At 69.4% G+C, this 22,466-nt stretch carries 20 protein-coding genes and 1 rRNA gene; 9 read left to right on the top strand and 12 right to left on the bottom strand.

All coding sequences use genetic code 11. The features are described 5' to 3' along the window. Positions 1–88, top strand: a 5S ribosomal RNA gene (gene rrf, locus ACWEKR_RS19735); the annotation flags it as partial. Positions 89–188: 100 nt separating this feature from the next. Here the strand turns inward: rrf and ACWEKR_RS19730 are convergent. Next, on the bottom strand, positions 189–1,070 hold the full coding sequence (locus ACWEKR_RS19730) for a helix-turn-helix domain-containing protein (RefSeq protein ID WP_452355694.1): 882 nt from the start codon (positions 1,068–1,070) through the stop codon (positions 189–191). 100 nt (positions 1,071–1,170) lie between these two features. On the opposite strand from ACWEKR_RS19730, the gene ACWEKR_RS19725 reads away from it, so the two are divergent. Together ACWEKR_RS19725 and ACWEKR_RS19720 are read left to right on the top strand one after the other, a co-directional pair. After that, on the top strand, positions 1,171–1,962 hold the full coding sequence (locus ACWEKR_RS19725; protein ID WP_195090856.1) for an SDR family oxidoreductase: 792 nt from the start codon (positions 1,171–1,173) through the stop codon (positions 1,960–1,962). 1 nt (position 1,963) lies between these two features. After that, positions 1,964–3,040, top strand: a complete 1,077-nt coding sequence (locus tag ACWEKR_RS19720; protein WP_452355693.1) for an NAD(P)H-dependent amine dehydrogenase family protein — start codon at positions 1,964–1,966, stop codon at positions 3,038–3,040. 189 nt (positions 3,041–3,229) lie between these two features. On the opposite strand, the gene ACWEKR_RS19715 is transcribed toward ACWEKR_RS19720, so the two are convergent. Both ACWEKR_RS19715 and ACWEKR_RS19710 read right to left on the bottom strand, forming a co-directional pair. Beyond that, positions 3,230–4,282, bottom strand: coding sequence for an aminotransferase class V-fold PLP-dependent enzyme (locus ACWEKR_RS19715; RefSeq protein WP_452355692.1), 1,053 nt, complete (start codon positions 4,280–4,282; stop codon positions 3,230–3,232). Between the two features lie 84 nt (positions 4,283–4,366). Then, a complete protein-coding gene (locus ACWEKR_RS19710) occupies positions 4,367–4,843 on the bottom strand; it encodes a nuclear transport factor 2 family protein (RefSeq protein ID WP_452355691.1) in 477 nt (158 codons plus the stop codon). Positions 4,844–5,088: 245 nt separating this feature from the next. Between ACWEKR_RS19710 and ACWEKR_RS19705 the strand changes: the two genes are divergently transcribed. From ACWEKR_RS19705 to ACWEKR_RS19695, 3 genes are all read left to right on the top strand, one after another. Then, positions 5,089–5,349: a three-helix bundle dimerization domain-containing protein gene (locus ACWEKR_RS19705; RefSeq protein ID WP_452355690.1), complete on the top strand. Its 261-nt coding sequence runs from the start codon at positions 5,089–5,091 to the stop codon at positions 5,347–5,349. 142 nt (positions 5,350–5,491) lie between these two features. Continuing rightward, entirely contained in the window at positions 5,492–6,229 is a 738-nt protein-coding gene (locus ACWEKR_RS19700; protein ID WP_452355689.1) for an IclR family transcriptional regulator, read from the top strand. A gap of 158 nt (positions 6,230–6,387) precedes the next feature. After that, positions 6,388–7,191 (top strand): expansin EXLX1 family cellulose-binding protein, encoded by an 804-nt coding sequence (locus tag ACWEKR_RS19695; protein WP_452355688.1) that lies wholly within the window; start codon positions 6,388–6,390, stop codon positions 7,189–7,191. Positions 7,192–7,194: 3 nt separating this feature from the next. On the opposite strand, the gene ACWEKR_RS19690 is transcribed toward ACWEKR_RS19695, so the two are convergent. Both ACWEKR_RS19690 and ACWEKR_RS19685 read right to left on the bottom strand, forming a co-directional pair. After that, positions 7,195–8,874, bottom strand: coding sequence for an FAD-binding dehydrogenase (locus ACWEKR_RS19690; protein WP_195090870.1), 1,680 nt, complete (start codon positions 8,872–8,874; stop codon positions 7,195–7,197). After that, positions 8,871–9,509 carry a TetR/AcrR family transcriptional regulator gene (locus tag ACWEKR_RS19685; protein ID WP_452355687.1) on the bottom strand — a complete coding sequence of 213 codons (639 nt, stop codon included), beginning with the start codon at positions 9,507–9,509 and terminating at the stop codon, positions 8,871–8,873. The genes ACWEKR_RS19690 and ACWEKR_RS19685 overlap by 4 nt, the downstream gene beginning before the upstream one ends. Before the next feature lie 208 nt (positions 9,510–9,717). Between ACWEKR_RS19685 and ACWEKR_RS19680 the strand changes: the two genes are divergently transcribed. After that, positions 9,718–10,722 (top strand): zinc-binding alcohol dehydrogenase family protein, encoded by a 1,005-nt coding sequence (locus ACWEKR_RS19680; protein WP_452355703.1) that lies wholly within the window; start codon positions 9,718–9,720, stop codon positions 10,720–10,722. A gap of 146 nt (positions 10,723–10,868) precedes the next feature. Beyond that, positions 10,869–11,525 carry a cutinase family protein gene (locus ACWEKR_RS19675; RefSeq protein WP_452355686.1) on the top strand — a complete coding sequence of 219 codons (657 nt, stop codon included), beginning with the start codon at positions 10,869–10,871 and terminating at the stop codon, positions 11,523–11,525. A gap of 63 nt (positions 11,526–11,588) precedes the next feature. Here ACWEKR_RS19675 and ACWEKR_RS19670 read toward each other — a convergent pair whose 3' ends face one another. From ACWEKR_RS19670 to ACWEKR_RS19655, 4 genes are all read right to left on the bottom strand, one after another. Continuing rightward, positions 11,589–13,619: an SDR family oxidoreductase gene (locus ACWEKR_RS19670; protein ID WP_452355685.1), complete on the bottom strand. Its 2,031-nt coding sequence runs from the start codon at positions 13,617–13,619 to the stop codon at positions 11,589–11,591. A 299-nt stretch (positions 13,620–13,918) separates the two neighbouring features. Then, complete coding sequence (locus ACWEKR_RS19665; protein WP_452355684.1) at positions 13,919–15,613, bottom strand: bifunctional metallophosphatase/5'-nucleotidase; 1,695 nt, start codon at positions 15,611–15,613, stop codon at positions 13,919–13,921. 84 nt (positions 15,614–15,697) lie between these two features. After that, positions 15,698–16,354: a biliverdin-producing heme oxygenase gene (locus ACWEKR_RS19660; RefSeq protein WP_452355683.1), complete on the bottom strand. Its 657-nt coding sequence runs from the start codon at positions 16,352–16,354 to the stop codon at positions 15,698–15,700. Positions 16,355–16,461: 107 nt separating this feature from the next. After that, positions 16,462–17,982: a threonine/serine ThrE exporter family protein gene (locus ACWEKR_RS19655; RefSeq protein ID WP_452355682.1), complete on the bottom strand. Its 1,521-nt coding sequence runs from the start codon at positions 17,980–17,982 to the stop codon at positions 16,462–16,464. Positions 17,983–18,120: 138 nt separating this feature from the next. On the opposite strand from ACWEKR_RS19655, the gene ACWEKR_RS19650 reads away from it, so the two are divergent. After that, positions 18,121–18,975 carry an LLM class F420-dependent oxidoreductase gene (locus tag ACWEKR_RS19650; RefSeq protein WP_452355702.1) on the top strand — a complete coding sequence of 285 codons (855 nt, stop codon included), beginning with the start codon at positions 18,121–18,123 and terminating at the stop codon, positions 18,973–18,975. A 193-nt stretch (positions 18,976–19,168) separates the two neighbouring features. Here the strand turns inward: ACWEKR_RS19650 and ACWEKR_RS19645 are convergent, their stop codons facing one another. From ACWEKR_RS19645 to ACWEKR_RS19635, 3 genes are read right to left on the bottom strand one after another with little or no spacing between them, the layout of a single operon-like run. Then, positions 19,169–20,803, bottom strand: coding sequence for an ABC transporter permease (locus ACWEKR_RS19645; RefSeq protein ID WP_452355681.1), 1,635 nt, complete (start codon positions 20,801–20,803; stop codon positions 19,169–19,171). Next, a complete protein-coding gene (locus ACWEKR_RS19640) occupies positions 20,800–21,732 on the bottom strand; it encodes an ABC transporter ATP-binding protein (protein WP_452355680.1) in 933 nt (310 codons plus the stop codon). The genes ACWEKR_RS19645 and ACWEKR_RS19640 overlap by 4 nt, the downstream gene beginning before the upstream one ends. Further along, positions 21,732–22,385 carry a TetR family transcriptional regulator gene (locus ACWEKR_RS19635; protein ID WP_452355679.1) on the bottom strand — a complete coding sequence of 218 codons (654 nt, stop codon included), beginning with the start codon at positions 22,383–22,385 and terminating at the stop codon, positions 21,732–21,734. Before ACWEKR_RS19635 ends, ACWEKR_RS19640 begins: the two co-directional genes overlap by 1 nt. Positions 22,386–22,466: the final 81 nt, after the last annotated feature.

Genomic DNA, 22,466 nt, shown 5'->3' with positions numbered 1-22,466 from the left:
CGGTCCCATTCCGAACCCGGAAGCTAAGCCTGCCAGCGCCGATGGTACTGCACTCGACAGGGTGTGGGAGAGTAGGACACCGCCGGAACATCCTTTCCCGAAAGGCCCTCGACACCGTCGAGGGCCTTTCGCCATTTACGGGCCATTCGACGATCATCGTCGATCGCTTCCGCCATTCATCCGGACAATTACTTTCCGTGCCGGCCTGCGGTGAGCGCCGTCGTCAATTCCTGTGCCGTACTACGTGTCGCATCGACGAAGTCCTCGCGTTCCACGCGCGTCGTCGCGGCGCGCAACGGTCCCAGCTGCACTTCGTAGGACGCGGTGCCGCTCGCGTCGAAAACCGGGGCAGCCAGATAACTCAGCGGCAAGATCTCGTTCGAATCCAGCTCCGCCCGGGTGAACGGCCGGGACGTGAGGGCGGCGAGCTGGCGAAGTGCGCGCGTACGCAGATGCGGTCGCAGCAGTTCGGATCCGACCGCGCCGAGCAGATCGGCGAGCAGATCGACCATGCCCGCGTCGTCGGCCCGCGGACGGAAGACCGCGACCCCCCGTTCCCGCACCAGTGCCAGCAGCGCAGCGGCCATACGCTGATCCGCGTCGGTGGCGGTACCCAGCCAGGTGTTCTGCTCCTGCGCTGAACGCCACGGCATCACGCTCGCACCGGCCGGGAACTGGAGCGGAATGCGATGCCCCACCGGGATTCCGGGCACAACGCGGTCGACGCCGTGCCGGACGTCGAGCACGGTGAGCCGGTCCGGTTCGATGCGGCTGAAGGTGGCGCCGTACCCGGTCCGCGCAGCCAGTCCGACGAGGAGATCGCCCACCCCCTGGGGGAGCGCGGCGCCGTGCAGCCCGGCCAGCGCGGGCCCGATGCCGTAACCACGAGCCGAATCGCGCACGACCCACCCCGCCTCGTCCAGTTCGGCGAGGATGGCGGTCGCGGTCGCGCGGGCGATGCCGAGCCGCTCGGCGATGCCGGCGACGCTGATCGGTTCCCCTGACGTCGCCAGCAGCGACACGATGTCGACGACGCGTCGCGTGGGCGGCGACGTGGATCGGTCCGGCATGGCGGCAACCCCTTGTCCCGGCTCGGGTGAGCGACTTACGATGACGAATATTACATCAGACACCGTCGAATATTCGACGGTCGACGGGTAGGGAGCGCGAATGATTCTGGATCGGTTCCGGATAGACGATCAGGTCGCAATAGTCACCGGCGCGGGGCGCGGCCTCGGCGCGGCCATCGCCGTCGCGTTCGCGGAGGCGGGCGCGGACGTCGTGATCGCCGCACGGACCAAGAGTCAGCTCGACGAGGTCGCCGAGCGCGTCGCCGCCGCCGGACGCCAGGCGCACGTGGTGCCTGCCGACCTGAGCGATGCCGAGGCGACGGCGGCGCTGGCCGCGGCGGCGGTCGACCGCTTCGGGCGACTCGACATCGTGGTCAACAACGTCGGTGGAGCGCTGCCGTGCCCGTTGCTGGACACGACGCCGCAGGCGCTGCGGGAGGCGTTCGACTTCAATGTCACCAACGCGCATGCGCTCGTGCGGGCCGCGGTGCCGCGCATGCTGGAAACCGCCGGTGGCGGTTCGATTCTGAATATCACGTCCACGATGGGGCGGCTGCCGGGGCGTGCGTTCGCGGCATACGGCACCGCGAAGGCGGCGCTGGCCCACTACACCAAACTCGCCGCCCTCGACCTGAATCCGCGTATCCGGGTGAACGCCATCGCGCCCGGCTCCATCCTGACCTCCGCCTTGGAGATCGTCGCCGGAAACGACGCCATGCGTGCCGAATTGGAGTCGAAGACACCGCTGCACCACATCGGAGAACCCGAGGACATCGCCGCGGCCGCGCTCTACCTCGTGTCGCCCGCGGGCAAATACCTCACCGGCAAGATTCTCGAGCCCGACGGCGGCTTGATCATCCCGAACCTCGACCTTCCGATCCCGGATCTGTGACATGACATATCGCGTAGTGCACTGGGGCACCGGCAATGTGGGCAGGCATGCCTTGGCCGGCGTCATCGCCCATCCCGAATTGGAACTGACCGGCGTGTGGGTCTCGGGCCCGGCCAAAGACGGAAAGGACGCGGGGACCCTCGCAGGACTCGATCATCCGGTCGGCGTCACCGCGACGACCGACGCCGACGCATTGCTAGCGGCGCGTCCGGACTGCGTCGTCTATTGCTCGATGACCGACAACCGACTGTTCGAGGCCGTACAGGACCTCCAGCGCATCTTGGCCGCCGGCATCAATGTCGTCGCCTGCGCGCCGGTGTTCTTCCAGTATCCCTACGGCGTGCTGCCCGACGAGCTGCTGAAGCCGGTGCAGGAGGCGGCCGCGCAAGGGAATTCGTCGCTGTGGGTGAACGGCATCGACCCGGGTTTCGCCAACGACCTGCTGCCGCTCGCTCTCGCGGGGACTTGTCTGCGCATCGACGAAGTGCGCTGTCTGGAGATCGTGGACTACGCCAGCTACGACAACCGGGAGGTCATGTTCGACATCATGGGCTTCGGCAAGCCCCTCGACGAGATCCCCCTGCTGTTGCAGCCCGGGGTGCTCTCGCTCGCCTGGGGCGGCACGGTCCGCCAGCTCGCGGCGGGGATCGGGGCCACCCTGGACGCGGTCACCGAGACCTACGAGCGGGTCCCGGCGCCGGAGTCGTTCGACATCGCGACCGGGCACATCGCCGAGGGAACCGCGGCGGCATTGCGTTTCGAAGTGCGCGGTATGGTCGGCGACGTGCCGGTCACGGTGCTCGAGCACGTGACGCGGTTGCGCCAGGACCTGTGCCCGGAGTGGCCGCAGCCCGCGCACCCCGAAGGGTCCTACCGGGTGGAGATCACCGGCGAGCCCAGCTACGCCATGGACTTGGTGACCTCGAGCCGCAACGGAGACCACAACTACGCGACCCTGCTGGCGACCGGCATGCGCATCGTCAACGCGGTCCCCGCAGTGGTCGCCGCTCCCCCCGGAATCCTTACCGCGCTCGATCTGCCGCTGATCACCGCACCCGCGCAACGGACCGGTCGGTGAACCGACCGCGACCCGACGGCGTGGATAACCGGCGACCGATTCGTGGGGATACACGTCCCGACGATCGTGCGGCCCACGCGCGGTAAGAGGAGCCGTCCTGTAGCGCTGACGTGCGTACTCGGCCTTCCGGTGGTCGTCGCGCTCCGGCCCGATCCCGGCCGGGCGCGCGACCACGGAGCCGTGGACGGGCTACCCGGCCCGCATCGCCGATAGCGCCCGTTCGACGTCCTCTGTGCTGTTGTAGAGGTGGAAGGCGAAGCGTAGACCGCCGCCGCGCGCCGAGGCGATCACCTCGGCCTGCGCGAGGCGGGGTGCCAGGTCCGCCGCGCCGGGGACGGAGACGATCGGGGAACGCGCCGTGATCGGCTCGAAACCCAGTTCGCGCAGTCCGTCGCGGAAACGGTCGGCGAGTTCGAGGTCGTGCGCGCCGATCTTATCGACCGTCAATTCCTCGATCAGCGACAGTCCTTCCAGCGCGGCCACGACGCCGAGCCAATCGGGTGTGGTGTCGAAGCGGCGGGCCGTGGCGGGCAGCGCGGTGGGGTGGTACAGCTCCGCCCAGCGGTCTTCGGCGGCGTACCAGCTGGATCCGATCGGACGCAGCCGTGGGACGAACTCGCGCGGCGTGGCGAGGAACGCGACACTGCGCGCGCCGATGAGCCATTTGAAGCTGGCGCAGACCCAGTAGTCCGCGTCGGCGAAGCGCAGGGGCAGCCAGCCCGCGGCCTGGGTGGCGTCCACGAGCAGTCGCGCGCCGTTGGCCCGGGTGGCCGCGCGCAGTTCGGCCAGATCGGTGACACTGCCGTCCGCGGATTGGACCACGCTCACCGCTACCAGCGCGGTCTGCGGGCGCACCTGCGCGGCCAGCTCCGTCAAGGGGACGAAGCGCACGACGAGGTCGTCCCGGTAGACGAAAGGCATGGAGACCGAGGCGAATTCGCCTTCCGGTAGCAGGACCTCCGCGCCGGACGGCAACGCGTTGGCCACGGGGGCGATCAGGCCCGCCACACCGCTGCCGAGCGCGATGTCGTCGGCCGTCGCGCCGTCGAGCAGGCGGGCGAATCCGGCACGGAGGGCCGGGGCCAGCCGATCCACCTCGGTTGTCGGCGCGCCGCGGCCGGACGCCCAGCTCGCGCTCGCGTCGCGCACCGCGGCCAAGGCCCGGGCGGACGGCAGGCCGAAGGAGGCGGTGTTCAGGTAGGTGGTTTCGGGCGTGAATTCGTCAGGCGCTAGGGAGGGCATGGACGCAGCATCCGCCGGGCCGCGCCGGATCGTCCAGCGCCACCGGGCCGATAGTGGACCCATTTCGGGCTCGGCGCGAGGCGATCACGTCTCCGGTGTCCACATGTTGGACAGGAGTTCGAAGCTGGGGGTGTCCGCCAGTGACTGCATGGACTCGTAGATCCGGCGGTACTCGGTGGAGGCGATACGCCACTTGCCGTCGAGGTCACGGCGGTAGGTGTCGGTGTAGTACCCGGCTCCGCGAATCAGCACCCCGTATGCGGTCGCGATCACGGTGTCCTCGAAGGCCCACGACCCCGTGGCCGTGTCGCCCTCGACGCGTATCTCGGGGTGGTTGGCGATGTGTACCGTGACCAGCGTGGGACCGAGATTCTCCCGCATGAACGCGGTGATGGCTTCGCGGCCGTCCAGGCGCAGCGGCTCGCCCATGGCGTGGGTGCCGTAGCGTCCCCGCGCGTCGACGGCGAGGGTGTCGGCGAACTCGTCCCACTCTTTGAGGTCGAGCGTCCGGAAGTAGCGGTACTTGAGCTGGCGGACGGCTTCGATGGCGTCGAGATCCATCTGTAGAGCCTGGCACGCGTGGAGGCGGCAGACAAGAACGTGTTCTACTTTTCTGGCCGAGTCGGTTGTTCCGCGGCGCCGAGTGGACCGAACGCGGCATCCGGGATGGCGAGCAGGCGCGGCTGTCCGGCCGGAGCCGTCGGCGGGTGTCGAACCGGCTCGACCGGGTACCCGGAGGACGGATGCCGACGTGTGGCCACGACGGCGCCGAGGTACCGATCTCGTCACGACCGAGGGAATCTGCGATGACCGACCGTCCCGCCACCCACGAGCCGAATCAGGAAACAGTACTCGACCAGGACCTCGCCCTGAAAGCGGCGGCGCAGCGCTTGGAGAACGAATTCGACGGCGTGGCAAGCGAAGCCGCGATCGAGGACCATCTGCACTCGTCGTACGACCATGTCGCCGACAACGCCACCATCGCGAATTTCTTGCCGCTGCTGGCCGAGCGGTACACCCGCGAATGGCTGTTGAGCCTCGCGGATTCCGCGCACGAGTCCGCCTAACGGCCTTTAAGCTCTACGCGAGCACGCGTGGAGGTTGGAATTGACGGTCGAGGTGATGACCGAACCCGAGCCGGGGGAGTTATCCACCGGATCTGGGCAGGCAGCACGGCCGGGTCGGCCCCCGGCGTCCATGATCGAGCGGATGACACTGATCCTGGAGGCGTTCGACGGCGCGACGCCGGCGCTCACCCTCGTCGAACTGTCCGAGCGCACCGGGCTGCCGCGCTCCACCGTGCACCGCATCCTCGACCAGCTGATCCGGCTGCGCTGGCTCGCGCACGCCCCCGGTGGCTACCGGCTCGGCCTGCGCACGCTGGAGTTGGGCGGGCTCGCCGCCGACCACAACGAGATCCGGGACGCGGTGAGCCCGCTCCTGCACGACGTGTGCCAGCAGACCGGGATGGTCGGCCACCTGGGCGTACTGGACGGGCGCGACGTGCTGTATCTGGACAAGGTGGGCGGCCGGGTCGCCGCGAGCGTGCCCACCCGGCTCGGCGGCCGGATGCCCGCGCACAGCACGGCGCTCGGCAAGGCGCTGCTGGCGACGTTGGACCCGAGCGTCGTGGAGGCGTCCTTCCGGGATCGCCTGCCGCAGTTCACCCCCCGCACTCTCGCCGACCGGGCGGAATTGCATCGCGAACTCGGCCGCATCCGTAATCGCCAGGGTGTCGCCGTCGACAACGAGGAGTCCGTGTCCGGCCTCGCGTGCGTGGCCGTGCCGATCCGCGGTCGCGGCGCGGCGGTCGCCGCGGTGTCGCTGTCGGGCCGGGCCGGCGCCGATCGTGTGGTGCCGGACACCGCGCGGCTGGCCCGCGCGCTGGCCGAGGTCGCTCAGGAGGCGGGACGAAACCTCTTCCCTCGGCACGCGCGTAGGCGTTGACCTGAAGAATTTCCGTTCGCGCTGCGCGCGAGCGGCCGGGCTGCTTTCCTGATGAGGTCAGGATGGACAGTCGGCGAGCCGGAGTCGGGGAAGCGATGCACCGGGTACCGATCCGAGAGCGGCCATTCCGTTCCGAATGGCTATGGTTTGCGGCAGGCGTGCTGGCCACCGTCGCGGTGGTCGTGTGGCTGGTGCGTCCGTCCGCGCCGACCTGTGGTGCGGCGAACCCGCCGCACGAGGCGCCCACGCCGTCCCGATTACCTGTCTCCGTGGTGACTTTCGCACCGATCGGGCCGGACACGTCGGCCGAGGCGCGTTATTTCGTGTTCGGCGCCCAGGTGTCGTGTTCCTTCCGCGAGCTGGCGACGAGTGGTTACTATGCGGGGCTGGCCACTCCCGACTACGGCCGCGCCGACCTCTGCGGCGCGTATCTGGACATCACGGGTGCGCGCGGGACGGTTCGGGCGCTGGTGGTCGACCACTGCCCGGCCTGCGCTCCGGGACAACTGGCTCTCAGCGCGGCAGCATTCGAGCGGATCGCCGATCCGCACGACGGAGTGGCGCGGGTCGATTACCGCCTGGTCCGCGACCCGCAGCCGGTGCAGGAGCTGACCTACGAGGTGAAGCCGGATTCGTCCGCGTCCTGGCTCGGCGTCCTGTTCGGCGGCACGGGCAATCCCTTGCGCGAAGCGGCTGTTCGTCCCGCGGAGGGCGGGGCGTGGCGACCGCTCACGCGGCGGGCCGACAACCATTGGACGCTCTCCGGCGCGGGGCGGGGCCCGTTCACCGCGCGCGTGACCGATGTCTTCGGCAACGAGGCCGAGATCACCGGGGTGCTGATAGAGCCGGGCCGGTACTCGGCCGGTACCCGGCTCTACTCCGGCGCGCCGTCGTTCACGTCGACGCCGTCGCTCGCCACTGCGACGGAGCCCGCCACCGTCGCTTCGGGTTGCCTGCGATAGCGATCAGGCCCGTTTCGCGGCCAGCGCCCGCCCGGCCGCCCGGCCGGAGAAGATGCACCCGCCGAGGAAGGTGCCCTCCAGCGCGTTGTATCCGTGCACGCCGCCGCCACCGAAACCGGCGACCTCACCCGCGGCGTACAAGCCCGGAAACGGCGTGCCGTCCGGCCGGATCACTTGGGAGTTGAGGTCGGTCTGCAAGCCGCCCAGTGTCTTACGGGTGAGGATGTTGAGCCGCACGGCGATGAGCGGGCCCGCGTCCGGGTCGAGGATCCGGTGCGGTTTGGCGACCCGGCCCGCCTTGTCGCCGAAATACCGGCGCGCGTTGTCGATCGCCATCAGTTGGCTGTCCTTGCTGTACTTGTTCGCGAGTTCCCGGTCGCGCGCGACGATCTGGCGTTCCAGATCGTCGTAGTCCAGCTCGGGCCCGCGCGCGATCTTGTTCATGCCCGCGACGAGTTCCCGCAGCGTATCCGCCACCACGAAATCGACACCGTGCTGTTTGAACGCCTCGACCGGCCCCGGCGCGCCCTTGGCGACGCGGCTTTTCAGGGTGAGTTTGAGGTCCTTGCCGGTGATGTCCGGGTTCTGCTCGGAGCCCGACAGCGCGAACTCCTTCTCGATGATCGACTGCGTGAGCACGAACCAGGAGTAGTCGTAGCCGGTCTTCAGGATCTCCTTCATCGTCGTGTTGGTGTCGAAACCGGGGAAACACGGCGCGGGCAGACGCTTTCCGTTCGCGTCGAACCACATCGAGGACGGCCCGGGGATGATCCGGATGGCATGGTCGGGCCAGATCGGATCCCAGTTGACGATGCCTTCGGTGTAGTGCCACATGCGGTCCCGGTTGACGATGGCGCCGCCCGCGGCCTCGGTGATGGCGAGCATCCGGCCGTCGACGTGCGCGGGTACGCCGGAGATCATGGTCTGCGGGCACGGACCGAGCCGTTCCGTCGGCCAATTGCGCCGGATCAGGTCGTGGTTGTGGCCGATGCCGCCGGAAGCCACGATCACGGCTTCGGCGCGATACTCGAACTCGCCGACGACGGTCCGCGACGAGGCGCGTCCGCGGTCGAGGTCGGTGTCCTCGAGCACGACGCCGCGCACGCCGACCACCGCGTCGTCCTCCACGATCAGTTCGTCCACCCGGTGGCGGAACCCGAAACGGACCAGGCCGCGCCGTTCGGCCTCGAGAACCGGCTCGGCGAAGACCCGGACCACCTCCGGGCCGGTGCCCCAGGTGAGGTGGAAGCGCGGCACCGAGTTGCCGTGTCCGTCGGCACGGTCGCCGCCGCGCTCGGCCCATCCGACCAGCGGCGTCACCCGCAAGCCGAGCTCGCGCAGGTACTCGCGCTTCTCGGTGGCCGCGAACCGCACATACGCCCGCGCCCACTGCCGGGCCCATTTGTCCTCGTCGTCGCGGTCGAACCCGGCGGAGCCGAGCCAGTCCTGCAGGGCCAGATCGTAGGAGTCCTTGATGCCCAGGCGTCGCTGCTCCGGGCTGTCGACGAAGAAGAGGCCGCCCAGCGACCAGAACGCCTGGCCGCCCAGATTGTTGCGGTTCTCCTGGTCCAGTACGTGCACGGTGCGGCCGGCCTTGACCAGTTCGTGCGTGGCGACCAGGCCGGCCAGCCCGGCGCCGACGACGAGGACGTCCGCCTCGGGGCTGCTGTGGGACATGTTCATCCTTCGGTTGCGGTGCTGTAGGCCAGCACGACGTGATGGAAGAGTTCGGTGCGGCGCTCGCGCACGGCCTGGCTGTCCGGCTCCATGAGGACCTGCACGCTGGTGCCGTCGTGGACGGCGATGAGTGCTTGGCCGAACGCCTCCGGGTCCGGCACGGTGCGGCCGCCGCGCGCGAGCGCCGCGACGATGGTGGGCATGAGCGCAGCGACGATGGCCTCCTCGCGGGCGGCCATCACCCGGCGTAGCGCGGGGGTGCGCAGCGCGTGTGCGGTGAATTCGGCGGTGATCCGGTACCAGCCCTCGTCGACCGGGACCGCCCGTTCCAGTCGCCGGACCGCGCTGCGCACGTCATCGGCGCCGTCGGCAGCGATCTCGTCGAGGATGGCGCTCGCCTGGGTGAGCATCGCCGTCGAACGCTGCTCCCACATGGCCAGGAACAGCTCGTCCAGTGAGCTGAAGTTCGAGTAGAACGCCCCGCGGGTGAATCCGGCGCGCTCGCACACCCGCTCCACGGTGGCGCGCCCGAAGCCTTCTTCGGCGAACGCCTCGTAGGCGGCGGTCAGCAACCGGCTCCTCGTCTCGGCGCGACGGCGGGTGACCCGGGCGGGCGCGGCCTGCGCGGCATCGTATGCCATGGGGCGCCTCCTCGGTGGGCCTCGGCCATTTCGGATACAGAAATGTACTCGATACAGAAACGTATCAGAACGCGGTGCGCGGTGTGGCCGAATTCGCCGAGTAGGGTGATCCCGGCACACCCGACGCGATCGGGATGCTCGATGCCTGTCGATCCGATCGGTGCGAGGTGATCCGACGATGAGCGAGATCCGCGGCGGTGGTAGTTCGATGCGGTGCTGGCGGGTGCGCAGGCCGGGCCCGATCGATGGCGGTCCGCTGGACTCGGACCGCGCGCCGGTCCCGGAACCCGGTCCGGGCGAGCTGACCGTGCGTGTCCTCGCGTGCGGGGTGTGCCGGACCGACTTGCACGTGGCCGAAGGCGACCTTCCGGTGCATCGCGCGGGGGTGGTGCCGGGGCACGAGGTCGTCGGCGAGGTCGTCGCGATCGGCCAGGGTGCGGAGGTGGCGGGTTTCGGCGCAGGGGACCGGGTGGGCATCGCGTGGCTCCGGCACACCTGCGGGCAGTGCAAGTTCTGCCTGCGCGGAGCGGAGAACCTCTGCCCGTACTCGGCCTACACCGGCTGGGACGCCGACGGCGGCTATGCCGAATTCGCCTGCGTCCCAGCGGCATACGCGCTGCGCCTGCCCGCCGGCTACACCGATGCCGACACCGCTCCGCTGCTGTGCGCGGGCATCATCGGGTACCGGGCGCTGCTGCGGGCTTCCGTGCCGTCGGGCGGGCGGCTGGGAATCTACGGCTTCGGCGGCAGCGCCCACATCGCCGCCCAGGTAGCCGCCGCCCGCGGAGCGGAAGTCCATGTGATGACCCGGGACCCGGCGGCGCGTGAACTCGCGACCGCGCTCGGAGCCGCCTCGGTGCAGGGCGCGGCAGATCCCCCTCCGGTACTGCTGGATTCGGCGATCCTGTTCGCGCCGATCGGTGACCTCGTGCCGCCCGCCCTTGCGGCACTCGATCGCGGCGGAGTCCTGGCGCTCGCCGGTATCCATCTCACCGACATTCCCGCGTTGAACTACCAGCGGCACCTGTTCCAGGAGCGGGAGATTCGCTCGGTGACCGCCAATACCCGCGCGGATGCCCGCGAATTCCTGGCTTTCGCAGGGGAACACCGGATACATCTGACCACGCACGGGTATTCCCTGGACATGGCCGACCGAGCGCTGGCGGATCTGGCGCACGGACGATTTGCCGGTGCGGCGGTTCTGCTGCCGTAGAACACGATTCGGCGCTGACTCCGTATCGGTCGGGTGGAGTTCCTTGACGGCCCTCGGGGCCGTTCCTACCTTCGCGGATATAGCCGAGAATTGTCACTGACAAGTGTCGCTCGGCTGTCTCACAACGGCGTGAGTAGGTGAGTACGATGGCCAACCGGAAGGTAATTCACTTCGAAAAGTGGCGTGTAGTAAGGGCATTCGCCGTGCTACTGCTCGTCGCGGGATTCGGGGCGGCGACAGGATTGCACGCATGGGCGACGTCCTGTGCGGCAGTCGACGTCGTCGTCGCCAGAGGCACCCATGAACCCGGGTATCTGGGTTCGGTGGTGGGCGATCCGCTGTACGACTCGCTGTGGCAGGCGCTTCCGGTCGATTCGCAGGCCTATCGGGTGGACTATCCGGCCGATCTGCTCGATCCGTCCTCGATCAGCCGCGGCACCCAGGACATGACCGCTCATCTGCTGTGGCAAGCGGCGAGGTGCCCGGACCAGCGGTTCATCCTGGTCGGCTTCTCCCAGGGAGCCATCGTGACGCACGGGGTGCTCGGCACCGGCATCGTGACCGCGCTCGGTGGCATGCACACCTTGCCCGCGGATCTGTCCTCCCGGGTGGCCGCGGTGTTGTTGTTCGGTGACCCGATCCGGCTGATCGGCTGGAGCGTGCCGGACCAATACGCCTGGCGAACCGGAAACTACTGTGCCAGCGGCGATCCCGTCTGCGAGGGTGGCATCAGGCCGGCCGCGCACACGGACTACCGGTGGGCCATGTGGCCCGCGGTGGAGTTCACGGTGAACCGGGTGTGAGGTCGCGAGACCGGGGAACCCAGGGGTGGGCCGACAGCTCGGCCCGCCCCTGGTCGTGCGTAGCTACCACTGCAAGCCGGGGACGACCCGGGCGACGCGCGCCGCGGGCTTGGGCAGCGCCATGAGCGGCATGATCACCGGGGCCAGGGCGGACAACGGGCCGCCGCCCGCTGCCGGAGCCGGGGCGGGCGACGAATCGGCCGGACGACGGTCCGAGTCACCCCGCGCCGCCTGCGACTCCCCGAACAACCGGAAGCCCTGGTGCATGATCTGACGCTTCACCGACGGCATCAGCAACTCCACCGCCTGGGCGAAGGTGCCGACCGGCGTGTCGATGCGATGCGGCCGGTCCTCGAGCGCGCGCACCACGATCGCGGCGGCCTGCTCCGGATCCGGCACCGGAAGCGAGCGGTACAGGTCGGTCGGCGCGATCATCGGGGTCCGCACCAGCGGCATCCGCACCGAGGTGAAGGTGATGCCGGCATCCCGGTTCTCCACCGCCGCGATCTCGCTGAAGTTGTCCAGCGCCGACTTGCTGGCCACATACGCCGCGAACCTGGGCACCTTCGTCTGCACCGCGATCGAGGAGATGTTGACCACGTGCCCGAAGCGGCGCGCCCGCATCGACGGCAGCAATCCGAGGATGAGGCGCACGGCGCCGAAGTAGTTCACCGCCATGGTGCGCTCGAAATCGTGCATGCGATCGGTGGAGTTGAGCACCGAGCGGCGGATCGAACGGCCGGCGTTGTTGACCAGGTAGTCGACGCGGCCGTGGTCGTCGAGGACGCACTGCACGAGCTTCTCGACCGCTTCGGAATCGGTGATGTCGCACGGATAGGTATGCGCGACACCGCCTTCCGCGCGCACGGCTTCGGCGGCGGCCGCCAGGTCGTCGTGACCGCGGGCCACCATCAGAACCGTGGCGCCGCGCCGGGCGACGGCGTGCGCGGTGGCCAGCCCGATCCCGGAGGACGCTCCGGTGATCAGCACGACCCGGCCGGCGAGCGGATCGCCGGTGACGGACACGCGTCCGCGCTGCGGGTCGAGGTGGTCGCGCCAGTACTGCCACAGCCGCTCGGCGTAGCTGTCGAACGACGGCACGGTCAGGCCGGTGCCGCGCAGCTGGGCGCGGGTGGAATCGCTGATGAACTCCGCCGAGAACGAGGTGTGCGGAGCGACCTCGGCCGGGATGCCCACCTGTTCGAGCAGGAAATCGCGCACGGACGTGACTCCCGGCAGCTGCGCGAGGCCGCTGAGCGCGAGCCCGCTGCCAGGCACGGTGCCCACGCCGGTCGGTGCGCCCGCCGCGGCCGCGAGCGCGCGGTACACCTCGCCGAACGGCTGCGGCTGCGGGTTGACCAGGTGGAAGGTGCGTCCGTTCAGGCCGGGCCGGCGGATCAGTTCCACCATGGCGGCCGAAACATAATCGACCGGAACGATATTCGTCGCGCCGAGATCGGGCAGCGGCAAGGGCAGATCGGACGGCAGCGCGGCGAGCTTCGCGATCGCGCCGAAGAAGTAGTAAGGCCCGTCGACCTTGTCCATCTCGCCGGTGCGGGAATCGCCCACGATGATCGCGGGCCGATACACCCGCCAGCGCACGTCGCGCGCCTGGCGGACGAGTTTCTCGGCGGCGAACTTGGTGCGGTGATACGGCGAGGTCAGCCGCTGTCCGAGGTCGAAGTCCTCCTCGAAGAACTTGCCTTTGTGGTCGCCCGCCACCGCGACGGAGGAGACGTGGTGCAGCACCGCGCCCACCTCGCGGGCCAGGGCCAGCACCGAGCGGGTGCCGCTGACGTTCGCCGCGTGCGCGGTGTCCTCGTCGGCCGTCATGTCGTAGACGGCGCCCAGATGGACGATGTGATCGGCCTGCGGCGCCTCGCACGCCAGCCCGAGGCCCTCCGCGGTGAGATCGCCGATCAGCGCGAAGACCCGTTCGGCGCCGCGCCAGCCCGCCGCGATGTCGGTGAATTTCGCCAGGGATGTCTCACGCACCAGCACGTGGACGATCGCGTCGGCGTCGCGATCCAGCAGGTCCTGCACGACCCGCCTGCCCAAGAATCCGGTTCCGCCCGTCACGATGTAAGTGGCCATCGCATACTCCTGCTGTTCACTCGAACCTGTTGTCGCACAAGTCATCCGGCATGCGGCAATGGATGCGGACAGCGTGATTCGGCCCCCAGCGACAGACGTCGGGCCGAAAGTAGGAACACCTTCGTCCTGACTTATTACTGAACAGTAACCGACCGCGTGTCGACCCGGCAAGCGATCATGACCCGTTCGGCCTGTGGGGCTGGTCACCGTCTGCGCAGGTCAAACGGTATGTGTTACAAAGATTTCCAGTTACCCACATTCTGGTCGAGTGTCCAGCAACCTGGCAGCGTCCGGTCCGGCTACTTCTTCTCGACTCGGGCGGGCGGCGCTTGCAGCGGGGGCTTGCCGCGCAAGAACGTCTCGAAGGCGTCCAGGTCGGTCGGGCCCACCACGGTATCGGCGCCCTCGGTGAAGACGGTGAATCCGTCGCCTCCCGAAGCCAGGAAGTTGTTGGTCGTCACGCGATACGTGGCGACCGGATCGAGTGGCTGACCTGCGATGCGAACGCTGTCGGCGATCACCTTCGCACCCGTGGGGGCAGCGTCGGAGTAGGCGTAGCCGATGCCCGCCAGAGACAGGATCGTCGGTTTGCCCGCGGTGGCGGTCCACTGCTGTTCCAGCAGGCGCAGGATCTGGCTGCCGGTCAGGGTGAGCGTGACGACCTGGTTGCCGAACGGTTGAACGGTGAACAGGTCGCCGTAGGTGATCGGCCCCTGTTTCAGATCGGCGCGTACGCCGCCGGGGTTCATGAAGGCGGCGACGGCGGCGGCCGGGCCCGCGGTGGCCGACAGCATGGAATCGGCGATCACGTCTCCCAGCGGTGAGGTGCCCGCCGGACCGGGATCATGCGGCAGGGCGTTCGCGGTCGCACCGACGACGCGGCCCGCGCGCGGCCGCGATTGCTCGGTGTAGAAGTCGATCAGCGCGGTCGTCGGGGCGTCCGGCGTCACCTCGCGGGTCACGACGCGGTTGACCGCGGACGCCTGCACGCCGTCACCGCCGAAGCGCAGCGTGACGTCGGTGATGAGCCGTCCGTACGAGGACGCCTGGGTGACCACCTTGCCCGCGATGGTGCACACATAGGGCTGATGGCTGTGCGCGGTGAACACCGCGCGGACGGCGGGGTCGATTCGCTCGGCCAGCCCCGTGACGTTCGGCGTGATGTTCGCGCATCCGTTGTAGTCCACCGGCGCATCCGGTTCGGGCCGCTGGGAGCCGCCGTCGTGCACGAGCGCCACGATCGCCTCCGCGCCCGCCGCCTTCAGCTCCGGCACATAGCGGTTGATCGCGGCGGCTTCGTCGCCGAAGAGATAACCCCGGATGCCTTCGGGCAACACGATATTCGCGGTGTCGGGCGTGACCGTGCCGACCACGCCGATCCGATGGCCGCCCACCTCGAGTACCGTCCACGGGCGCAGCGCGGGCGGCGGGTTGCCCTGCGCGTCGGTGACGTTGGCCGCCAGATAGGCAAACCTCGCGCCGGTGAACGGGGCGCCGGGCGAACATCCGTCGTACGCGCACCCGCCTTGCTGCATGCGGGCCAACTCCAGTACGCCGTCGTCGAACTCGTGATTGCCGACCGCGGATGCGGCGACTCCGATATGGTTCAGGAAGGTGATCGTCGGCTCGTCATGGAAGAGGCTCGAGATCAAGGGGCTGGCCCCGATGTCGTCCCCCGCCGCGAGCACGGCACTGGACGGATAGGCGGCTTTCAGCCGCGCCAGATGAGTGGCGAGGTACGCGGCTCCACCCGCGTCGTATTTCGCGATCTTGCCGCTGGACCCGCTCGGCGGCTGCAGGTTTCCGTGCAGATCGTTGAAGCCGAACAGGTGTACCTCGTCCGGGTGCGCCGGACGCAGGTCGTCGGTCGAGATCAAGGGCACGATACGGTCCGCGGTCGAGGAGCCGGGATCGGACGTCGTGCCGCAACCCCCCACCAGACCGACACCGACGAGACCGGCAAGAACCACGGCGATGCGACGGCGCGCTCTCATACCACGACTGTCCCATGTCCGCGGCGTTCGCGCACGACGGCCGTAATACGGCGTGCCGCAGGCGAAGTGTGGTGATCGATCCGGCTATTGCGCGGCGGGGAATTCCTCGGCCAGTTCCTCGAAGACCGCGGTGTTCATCGCGAAGGCGCGCTTGCCTTCGTCGAGCACACGACGGCGCTCCAGATCGTCGAGCGGCAGCCGATCGAGCAGGCCGCGGTATTCCCGCTTGAAGGCCGCGGGATTGCCGACGCCGTCGAAGACGTAGAAGCGGACGCCGTCGCCGCGATGCGGCAGATTCCACAGCTTCTCGGCGGTGCCGCGGATGACCTGTCCGCCGGAGAGGTCACCGAGGTAGCGCGTGTAGTGGTGGGCGATGTACCCGGCCGGCCAGTCGCGCGCGCACTCGTCGATGCGTTCGGCGTAGGCCGCGGTGGCGGGCAGCGGTTCCAGGCCGGCGCGCCAGTCCGGACCGAGCAGATGCGCGAGATCGCGCTCGAGTTCGGCGGTGCGGGCGAGCTCGGGCCGGATGAACGGCCCGGCGACCGGGTCGCCGGACAGCGTTCCCCATCGCTGTTCGAGCGCCCGGTAGATGAACCACAGCTGACCGGTGTAGCGGTGGTACGAGTCGACACCGAGGGATCCGCCGAGCATCTCGCTCATGAAGCGGGAGTTCTCCGCCTCCGCATGCTGTTGCGCGGTGGCGCTGCGGATCTGCGTCGAGAACGGCACTGCTTCCGACATGTCCGAACCACCTCACCTCACACCGGGGTCGCCACCGGAGCGCGGCGCCCTGACCAGTTCGATTAGAGGTTACCGGGCGGCCGTGCGGCGCGCATGCGCCTCGCGGCTCAGTGGGCGGGCGTCGATCGGCGGCGACGCCGGACGATCGGGCGGCGCAGGGAACCGAACCGGCGCAGGATCCGCGGCCTGCGCACGGTGCGGTCGCACCACTCGCCGAGGGTCACTCCGGCCGCCAGCGCGCAGCCGATGCCGAAGGCCGACAGCAACTGGTTGGCTCCGATCAGCAGTTCGTCGTTGAGCAGGGCGTAGAGCCCGCGGTAGACCTTCAGCCCCGGCAGCAGCGGGGTGATGCCCGCGACGGCGACGACCAGCGGGGGAGTCAGCGCGCGGCGGGCCATGAGACCACCGGCCAGGCCGACCAGCGTCGCCGCGGCGCCGGAGGAGATCACCGGGCCGAAACCCGCCTCCTGGACGAGGAGGAAGCAGATGATGCCCGCGGCGCCGCTGCCCGCGGCGGCGGCCAGAGCCCGGCGTTCGGCGTAGCAGGCGAGCGCGAACGCCAGCGCCGCCACCGCACCGGCCAGGATCTGCACCGGCAGGTCGGTGATGTCGCGGGCGGAGGTCAGATAGACCGGCGGCACCGTGGCGTCGAGGAGGTCGGCGATGCGCAGGGTGAGCGCGATGCCCGCGATGATGCCGCCGGTCATCATCATCACCTCGAGCATGCGGGCCGTGGCGGTGATGGGGGCGCCGGTGATCGCGTCCTGCACCGAGCCGACCAGTTGCAAGCCGCTGAGCAACACGGTGATTCCCGCCGCGATGATCAGCGTGGGGTCGGCGTCGAACCGCAGGCGCACGGCCAGGCTCGCCAGCACGATGGCCGGGATCGCCGCGATGGCGCCGCCGACCATGTGCTGGAAGAAGAACGGCAGCCCGTACCGATTGAGAACGCGATTGGTGCGGTCGATCGCCGCGGTGGTCGCGAAACTGACCGCGGCCACGAGAGCGCCCGCGCCCAGCAGCGCGGCGATCGCCGCCGCCATCAGCGACCACGCGGCGGTGGCGGTCCACCGGTGATACGGGTGCGGCGCCGAGGTGATCGCGTCCAGTGCGGCGCGGGCCTGGTCCGGCGGAACCACCTCGTTGCGGATCCGGCGGGTCAGCCGGTCCACGGCGGCGAGCCGGGTGAAGTCCAGGGCGCGGTAGTGCACGATCCGCATGGTGCTGGCCGGGGGCAGCGCGGGCCCGCGGTCGGCCCAGATGCGAATGGCGTCGTAGGTGACGTCGATGCTGCAGCGGGACAGCCCGTAGGTGGCGGCGATGAAGCGCACCGTCGTGGTGGTGTCCACCACGCCGGTGCCGGAGGCGAGCACCACCTCGCCGACGCGCACCGCGAGCTCGAGGACTTCGGCGACCCTGGCGTCGTCGGTGAGGTCGATCGGCTGCAACGGTGTCGGCGCGGTGACGATGGTGTCCGCGGTCGCCTGCCGGTCCGCCACCAGCAGGCCGACGGCCTGGGTGACGACGGGAATGGGCCGGGCGCGCCGCAGGCGAAGCCCGCGACGCCAGCCGAGGTGGTCCACCCGCGCGGTGGTGACATCTCGTACGGAAGGTGCGTCAGGACTCATGGACGCGAACCTAGTCATCCGATGACTGCTCGGCATCCGCGCGGGTCGCGACGGGCGTGCCGGCTACGCCCGCACCCTTGGTGGTACGGGCGAATCGTGGTAGAACTTGTTCTAATTTCGGCGATGGGAGCGCGTGCGGTGCGGTACGGAATCGTGTTGTTCACCAGCGATCGGGGCATCACCCCCGCGGATGCGGCGCTGGCCGCCGAACGTGCCGGTTTCGACACGTTCCACGTGCCCGAGCACACCCACATCCCGGTGGTCAGGGCCGCGGCGCACCCGCGCACCGGTGATGCGAGCCTGCCCGACGACCGGTATCTGCGGACGCTCGACCCGTGGGTCGCGCTCGGCACCGCGGCGTCGGTGACCGAGCGCATCGGGTTGTCCACCGCGGTGGCGCTGCCCGCCGAACACCATCCGATCACCTTGGCCAAGACCATCGCCTCGCTGGACCACTTGTCCGGCGGCCGGGTGAGCCTCGGTGTGGGATTCGGCTGGAACACCGACGAACTCGCCCACCACGGCGTGCCCGCGGGCAAGCGTAGGACGGTGCTGCGCGAGCATCTGGAGGCCATGCGCGTGCTGTGGACCGAAGAGGAAGCCCGTTTCGACGGTGAGTTCGTCACCTTCGGCGCCAGCTGGTCGTGGCCGAAGCCGGTGCAGAAACGCATTCCGGTGCTGCTCGGTGCGGCGGGCACCGAGAAAAACTTCACCTGGCTGGCGAAGCACGCCGACGGATGGATCACCACGCCGACCGAGGACGGCCTCGACGAGAAAATCGAGCTGCTGCGCCGGATCTGGCGCGAGCACGGGCGTGCGGACAGCCCCGAGGTTGTCGCGCTCGCCGGTCGCCACGACGCGGCACAGCTGGCGCGCTGGGCAGAAGCCGGTGTCACCGAAGCGGTCTTCGGACTGCCCGATCGTCCCACCGAGGACGTACGGGCCTACCTCGCGCGACTGGCCGGGAAGCTCGGCATCGAGCACAGCGGCTGACTCGTCCGGCGCGCCATCGGGTGCGGCGGCGGATCGGGTGATCGGCGGAGGCGGGAGAGTTCCGAGCCGCCCAGCAGATCAGCGCGCCGAGGTGCGGCTGCCGGCCGAGGTCGTCCGGCGCCGGGCCGAGCTGCCCCACGAACGAGAGGTGGCCCGCGCGAAGGGAATTCGCGCGGGCCACGGAGGGTGGTTGTCAGCGCAGGTCGCGTCTGCGGAAGGCGGTGACGCCGACGGCGAGCAGCAGTGCGGCGATCGCGAGCAACCACAGCAGCGGCTGTGCCTGGAATTCGGCGCCGGGCACCTTCGGCGGGTGCACGAACGGCACCAGATCGACCAACCCTTGCGGCAGCCCGTCCAGCGAACCCACGAAGAAGATCACCACCATGGCGCTGAGCACGCCCCAGGCGACCGGGGCGAACCGCGGTGCGACGCCGTAGAGGGCGACCGCTATGCCCGTGACGACCCAGACCGCGGGCACCTGGACGGCGGCGGCGGCGAGCGACTGGCCGAGTCTCGAGCCGAAGTCGCCGCCGGTGGCGCCGTACACGATGCCGATCGCCACACCGGAGACCAGCAGTGCCGCGGCGGGGCCGAGCAGCGCGAAACCGATGTGGCTGAGTGCGTAGCGGACGCGGCCGACGGCGCCGGACAGCGTGGCCTCGACCCGGGCGCTGGTCTCCTCGTCGTGCAGCCGCAGGGCGGCGGAGATCGAGTAGGCCGACGCGGCAGCGGCCAGCATCGTGATCGCGTAGGTGATGAACGACTGCTGCAACTGCTGAGAGCCGCCCATCCGGGTGACCATGTCCCGGATGGACGCGCTGCCGTCGAGCATGTCGCCGACGCTGTTCACCGCGCCGCCGATCAACAGGCCGTACAGGGCGAAGCCGACCGTCCAAGCCAGCAGGGTGCCGCGCTGCAACCGCCACGCCAAGCCGAGCGGGCCGGACAGCAAGCCCGCCGCGGTGGGCGGCCCGGGACGCTCGGCGATGAGTCCCGAACCGATGTCGCGGTTACCGAGCAACGCGTACGCCAGCGCGGTCGCTCCCACCGCGAGCGCGGCGAAGGGCAGCAGCACCCACCAGCGTTCCTCGGCGTACGGGCGGATCTGGAGCGACCATCCGATCGGTGAGAACCAGGACAGCACGCCGTTTCCGGCGTCGCCGACCGCGCGCAGGGCGAAGGCCGCGCCGAGGGCGCCGAACGCCACACCGCGCGCCACCCGCGCGCCGGCGCTGACTTGCGCGGCGACCGCCGCGACGGCAGCCCAGACGAGGCCCGACACGGCGAGGGCGGAGCCGAAGGCAATCGATCCCGCAAGGGGAAGGTCGGTGCCATAGAGCGACAAGGCGCAGACGGCCCCGGCGACCGACGCCCCCGCATAGGTCATGATCAGGGTGGCGGTGAGACCGGCGAAACGCCCGATGCTGGTGGAGCCCACCAGTTCCGCGCGTCCGGTCTCCTCCTCGACCCGGGTGTGCCGGATCACCGTGAGCACCGTGGCGATGGCGATCATGGTGTACATGGCGCCGGCTTTCCAGGTGCCGATCGAACCGAGCGCCGAACTGAACACCGGACCGTACATGGCGATCAGCGCCGGGCTGTCGGCCGTCGTGCGCGCGAAGCTGTCCAAGGACGTTTGGTTGTCGTACAGATCCTTGATGCTGACGACCTGTAACGCGGGCATCAGGCCGATGAACAACGTCCACAGCGGCAGCACGATCCGGTCGCGCCGCAGGTACAGCCGCAGCAATTGCCCGGTGCCCGCGAAGTCGCCGGATACCGCGAAGGCGGGCGCCGCCGCGGTGCGGCCGGCGATGGCGGTGGTCATGCTCGCACCTTCTCCCCGGTGTCCGCGGCGGACTCGGCGTCGTGACCGTCGACGTGGTAGTGCCGCAGGAACAGCTCCTCGAGCGTCGGCGGGGTGCTGGTCAGGCTGCGCACGCCGGCGTCGCCGAGTACCCGGATCAGCTCGCCCAAGTGTTCGTTGTCGACCTGGCAGCGCAGCGTGTGATCGTCGAGTTCGATGTCCGCCACGCCCGGGATGCGGCTCAGATCGCCGACGTCACCGGTCAATTCGGCCGTGATCGAGGTGCGCGACAGGTGGCGCAGATCCGCCAGCGACCCGCTCTCCACCGTCCGCCCGGCGCGGATGATGGTCACCCGGTCGCAGAGCACCTCGACCTCCGACAGGATGTGACTGGACAGCAGGACGGTCGCGCCGCGCTCTTGCGCCTCGTGCACGCACTCCCGGAACACCTGCTCCATCAGCGGGTCCAGGCCCGAGGTCGGCTCATCGAGCAGCAGCAGCCGCGCGTCCGAGGCCAGCGCCGCGACCAGCGCGACCTTCTGGCGGTTGCCTTTGGAGTAGGTGCGCGCCTTCTTTCGCGGGTCGAGGTCGAAGCGCTCGATCAGCTCGTCGCGCCGTTGCTCGTCGAGGCCGCCCCGCATCCGGGACAGCAGATCGATGGTCTCGCCGCCCGACAGCGACGGCCACAACGTGACATCGCCTGGGACATAAGCCAATTCGCGGTGCAGGGCGACCGCGTCGGCCCACGGGTCGCGGCCGAACAGCCGGGCCTGCCCGCCGGTGGCGCGCAGGATCCCCAGCAGGACCCGGATGGTGGTGGACTTGCCCGCTCCGTTGGGGCCGAGGAAGCCGTGGATCTCGCCCTCGGTGACGGTGAGGTCGAGGCCGTCCAGCGCGCTGACGTGACCGAAAGTCTTACGCAGGTCGCGGACTTCGATGATGTCGGACATCACTTCTCCTTGGTGAATGTGTCCAAGATCGTGGGATCGGTGAAAAGCCCTTGGGTGTAGAACTCCAGGGCCGGTGGGGTGAGTTCTTCGGTGAGCTCGCGAATCGCTGTGCGATAGTCGATCTTCTCGTCGCGGTGCCGGCGCATCTGCATGTACAGCATGGTCGCGCCGACGTTCAGCATCATCAGATAGCGGGCGCGAGCCGCCGGATCGCGGCTCGGCTTGATCCTGCCCGCCTCGACCGCCTTCTCGAGGTAGCCCTCGGCATCAGCGGCCAGATGTTCGAACAATGATTCCGCCATCGGTCCGCCCGCCTGCAGGCTGCGCACCATGTAGGCGACCAGCGGCGCGTACGACTCGACCTCGGCCAGGGCATCGAGCATGCCCGCCTTCATCGACGACGCGGTGATCGCCTTGACCTTCTCGTCGCGGATCAACTGCAGGACCCGGTCGTCGCAGGCGGCACGCAGGCCGTCCTTGGAACCGAAGTGATGGTTGACCAGCCCGGGGGAGACGCCGGCGGCGGCGGCGATCTTGCGGACTCCGACCTGGAATCCGTGTTCGCCGAACACCTCGATCGCGGTATCGCGGATGCGGGCCGCGGTGGTCAGATCCTCGGCGGATCCTTGCGGAACGGGCTGTTGGTTAAACACATGTTCAGTATATTAAACAGTTGTTCAACGGTCGAGCAAGACCTTTCGCGGACTTGTCCTGCGTCACGGTTTGCCGCCGGT

This window comes from Nocardia sp. NPDC004573, from assembly GCF_053602135.1.
Note: the sequence above shows the minus strand (reverse complement) of the source record. Positions and strands in the feature narration are given on the sequence as shown.

Coding starts and splice junctions, on each gene's coding strand:
- ACWEKR_RS19670 (WP_452355685.1), bottom strand. CDS start 13,619: ATGGCCACTTACATCGTGACGGGCGGAACCGGATTCTTGGGCAGGCGG.
- ACWEKR_RS19710 (WP_452355691.1), bottom strand. CDS start 4,843: ATGGATCTCGACGCCATCGAAGCCGTCCGCCAGCTCAAGTACCGCTAC.
- ACWEKR_RS19680 (WP_452355703.1), top strand. CDS start 9,718: ATGCGGTGCTGGCGGGTGCGCAGGCCGGGCCCGATCGATGGCGGTCCG.
- ACWEKR_RS19700 (WP_452355689.1), top strand. CDS start 5,492: ATGACACTGATCCTGGAGGCGTTCGACGGCGCGACGCCGGCGCTCACC.
- ACWEKR_RS19645 (WP_452355681.1), bottom strand. CDS start 20,803: ATGACCACCGCCATCGCCGGCCGCACCGCGGCGGCGCCCGCCTTCGCG.
- ACWEKR_RS19730 (WP_452355694.1), bottom strand. CDS start 1,070: ATGCCGGACCGATCCACGTCGCCGCCCACGCGACGCGTCGTCGACATC.
- ACWEKR_RS19640 (WP_452355680.1), bottom strand. CDS start 21,732: ATGTCCGACATCATCGAAGTCCGCGACCTGCGTAAGACTTTCGGTCAC.
- ACWEKR_RS19660 (WP_452355683.1), bottom strand. CDS start 16,354: ATGTCGGAAGCAGTGCCGTTCTCGACGCAGATCCGCAGCGCCACCGCG.
- ACWEKR_RS19685 (WP_452355687.1), bottom strand. CDS start 9,509: ATGGCATACGATGCCGCGCAGGCCGCGCCCGCCCGGGTCACCCGCCGT.
- ACWEKR_RS19705 (WP_452355690.1), top strand. CDS start 5,089: ATGACCGACCGTCCCGCCACCCACGAGCCGAATCAGGAAACAGTACTC.
- ACWEKR_RS19665 (WP_452355684.1), bottom strand. CDS start 15,613: ATGAGAGCGCGCCGTCGCATCGCCGTGGTTCTTGCCGGTCTCGTCGGT.
- ACWEKR_RS19690 (WP_195090870.1), bottom strand. CDS start 8,874: ATGAACATGTCCCACAGCAGCCCCGAGGCGGACGTCCTCGTCGTCGGC.
- ACWEKR_RS19675 (WP_452355686.1), top strand. CDS start 10,869: ATGGCCAACCGGAAGGTAATTCACTTCGAAAAGTGGCGTGTAGTAAGG.
- ACWEKR_RS19655 (WP_452355682.1), bottom strand. CDS start 17,982: ATGAGTCCTGACGCACCTTCCGTACGAGATGTCACCACCGCGCGGGTG.
- ACWEKR_RS19720 (WP_452355693.1), top strand. CDS start 1,964: ATGACATATCGCGTAGTGCACTGGGGCACCGGCAATGTGGGCAGGCAT.
- ACWEKR_RS19725 (WP_195090856.1), top strand. CDS start 1,171: ATGATTCTGGATCGGTTCCGGATAGACGATCAGGTCGCAATAGTCACC.
- ACWEKR_RS19715 (WP_452355692.1), bottom strand. CDS start 4,282: ATGCCCTCCCTAGCGCCTGACGAATTCACGCCCGAAACCACCTACCTG.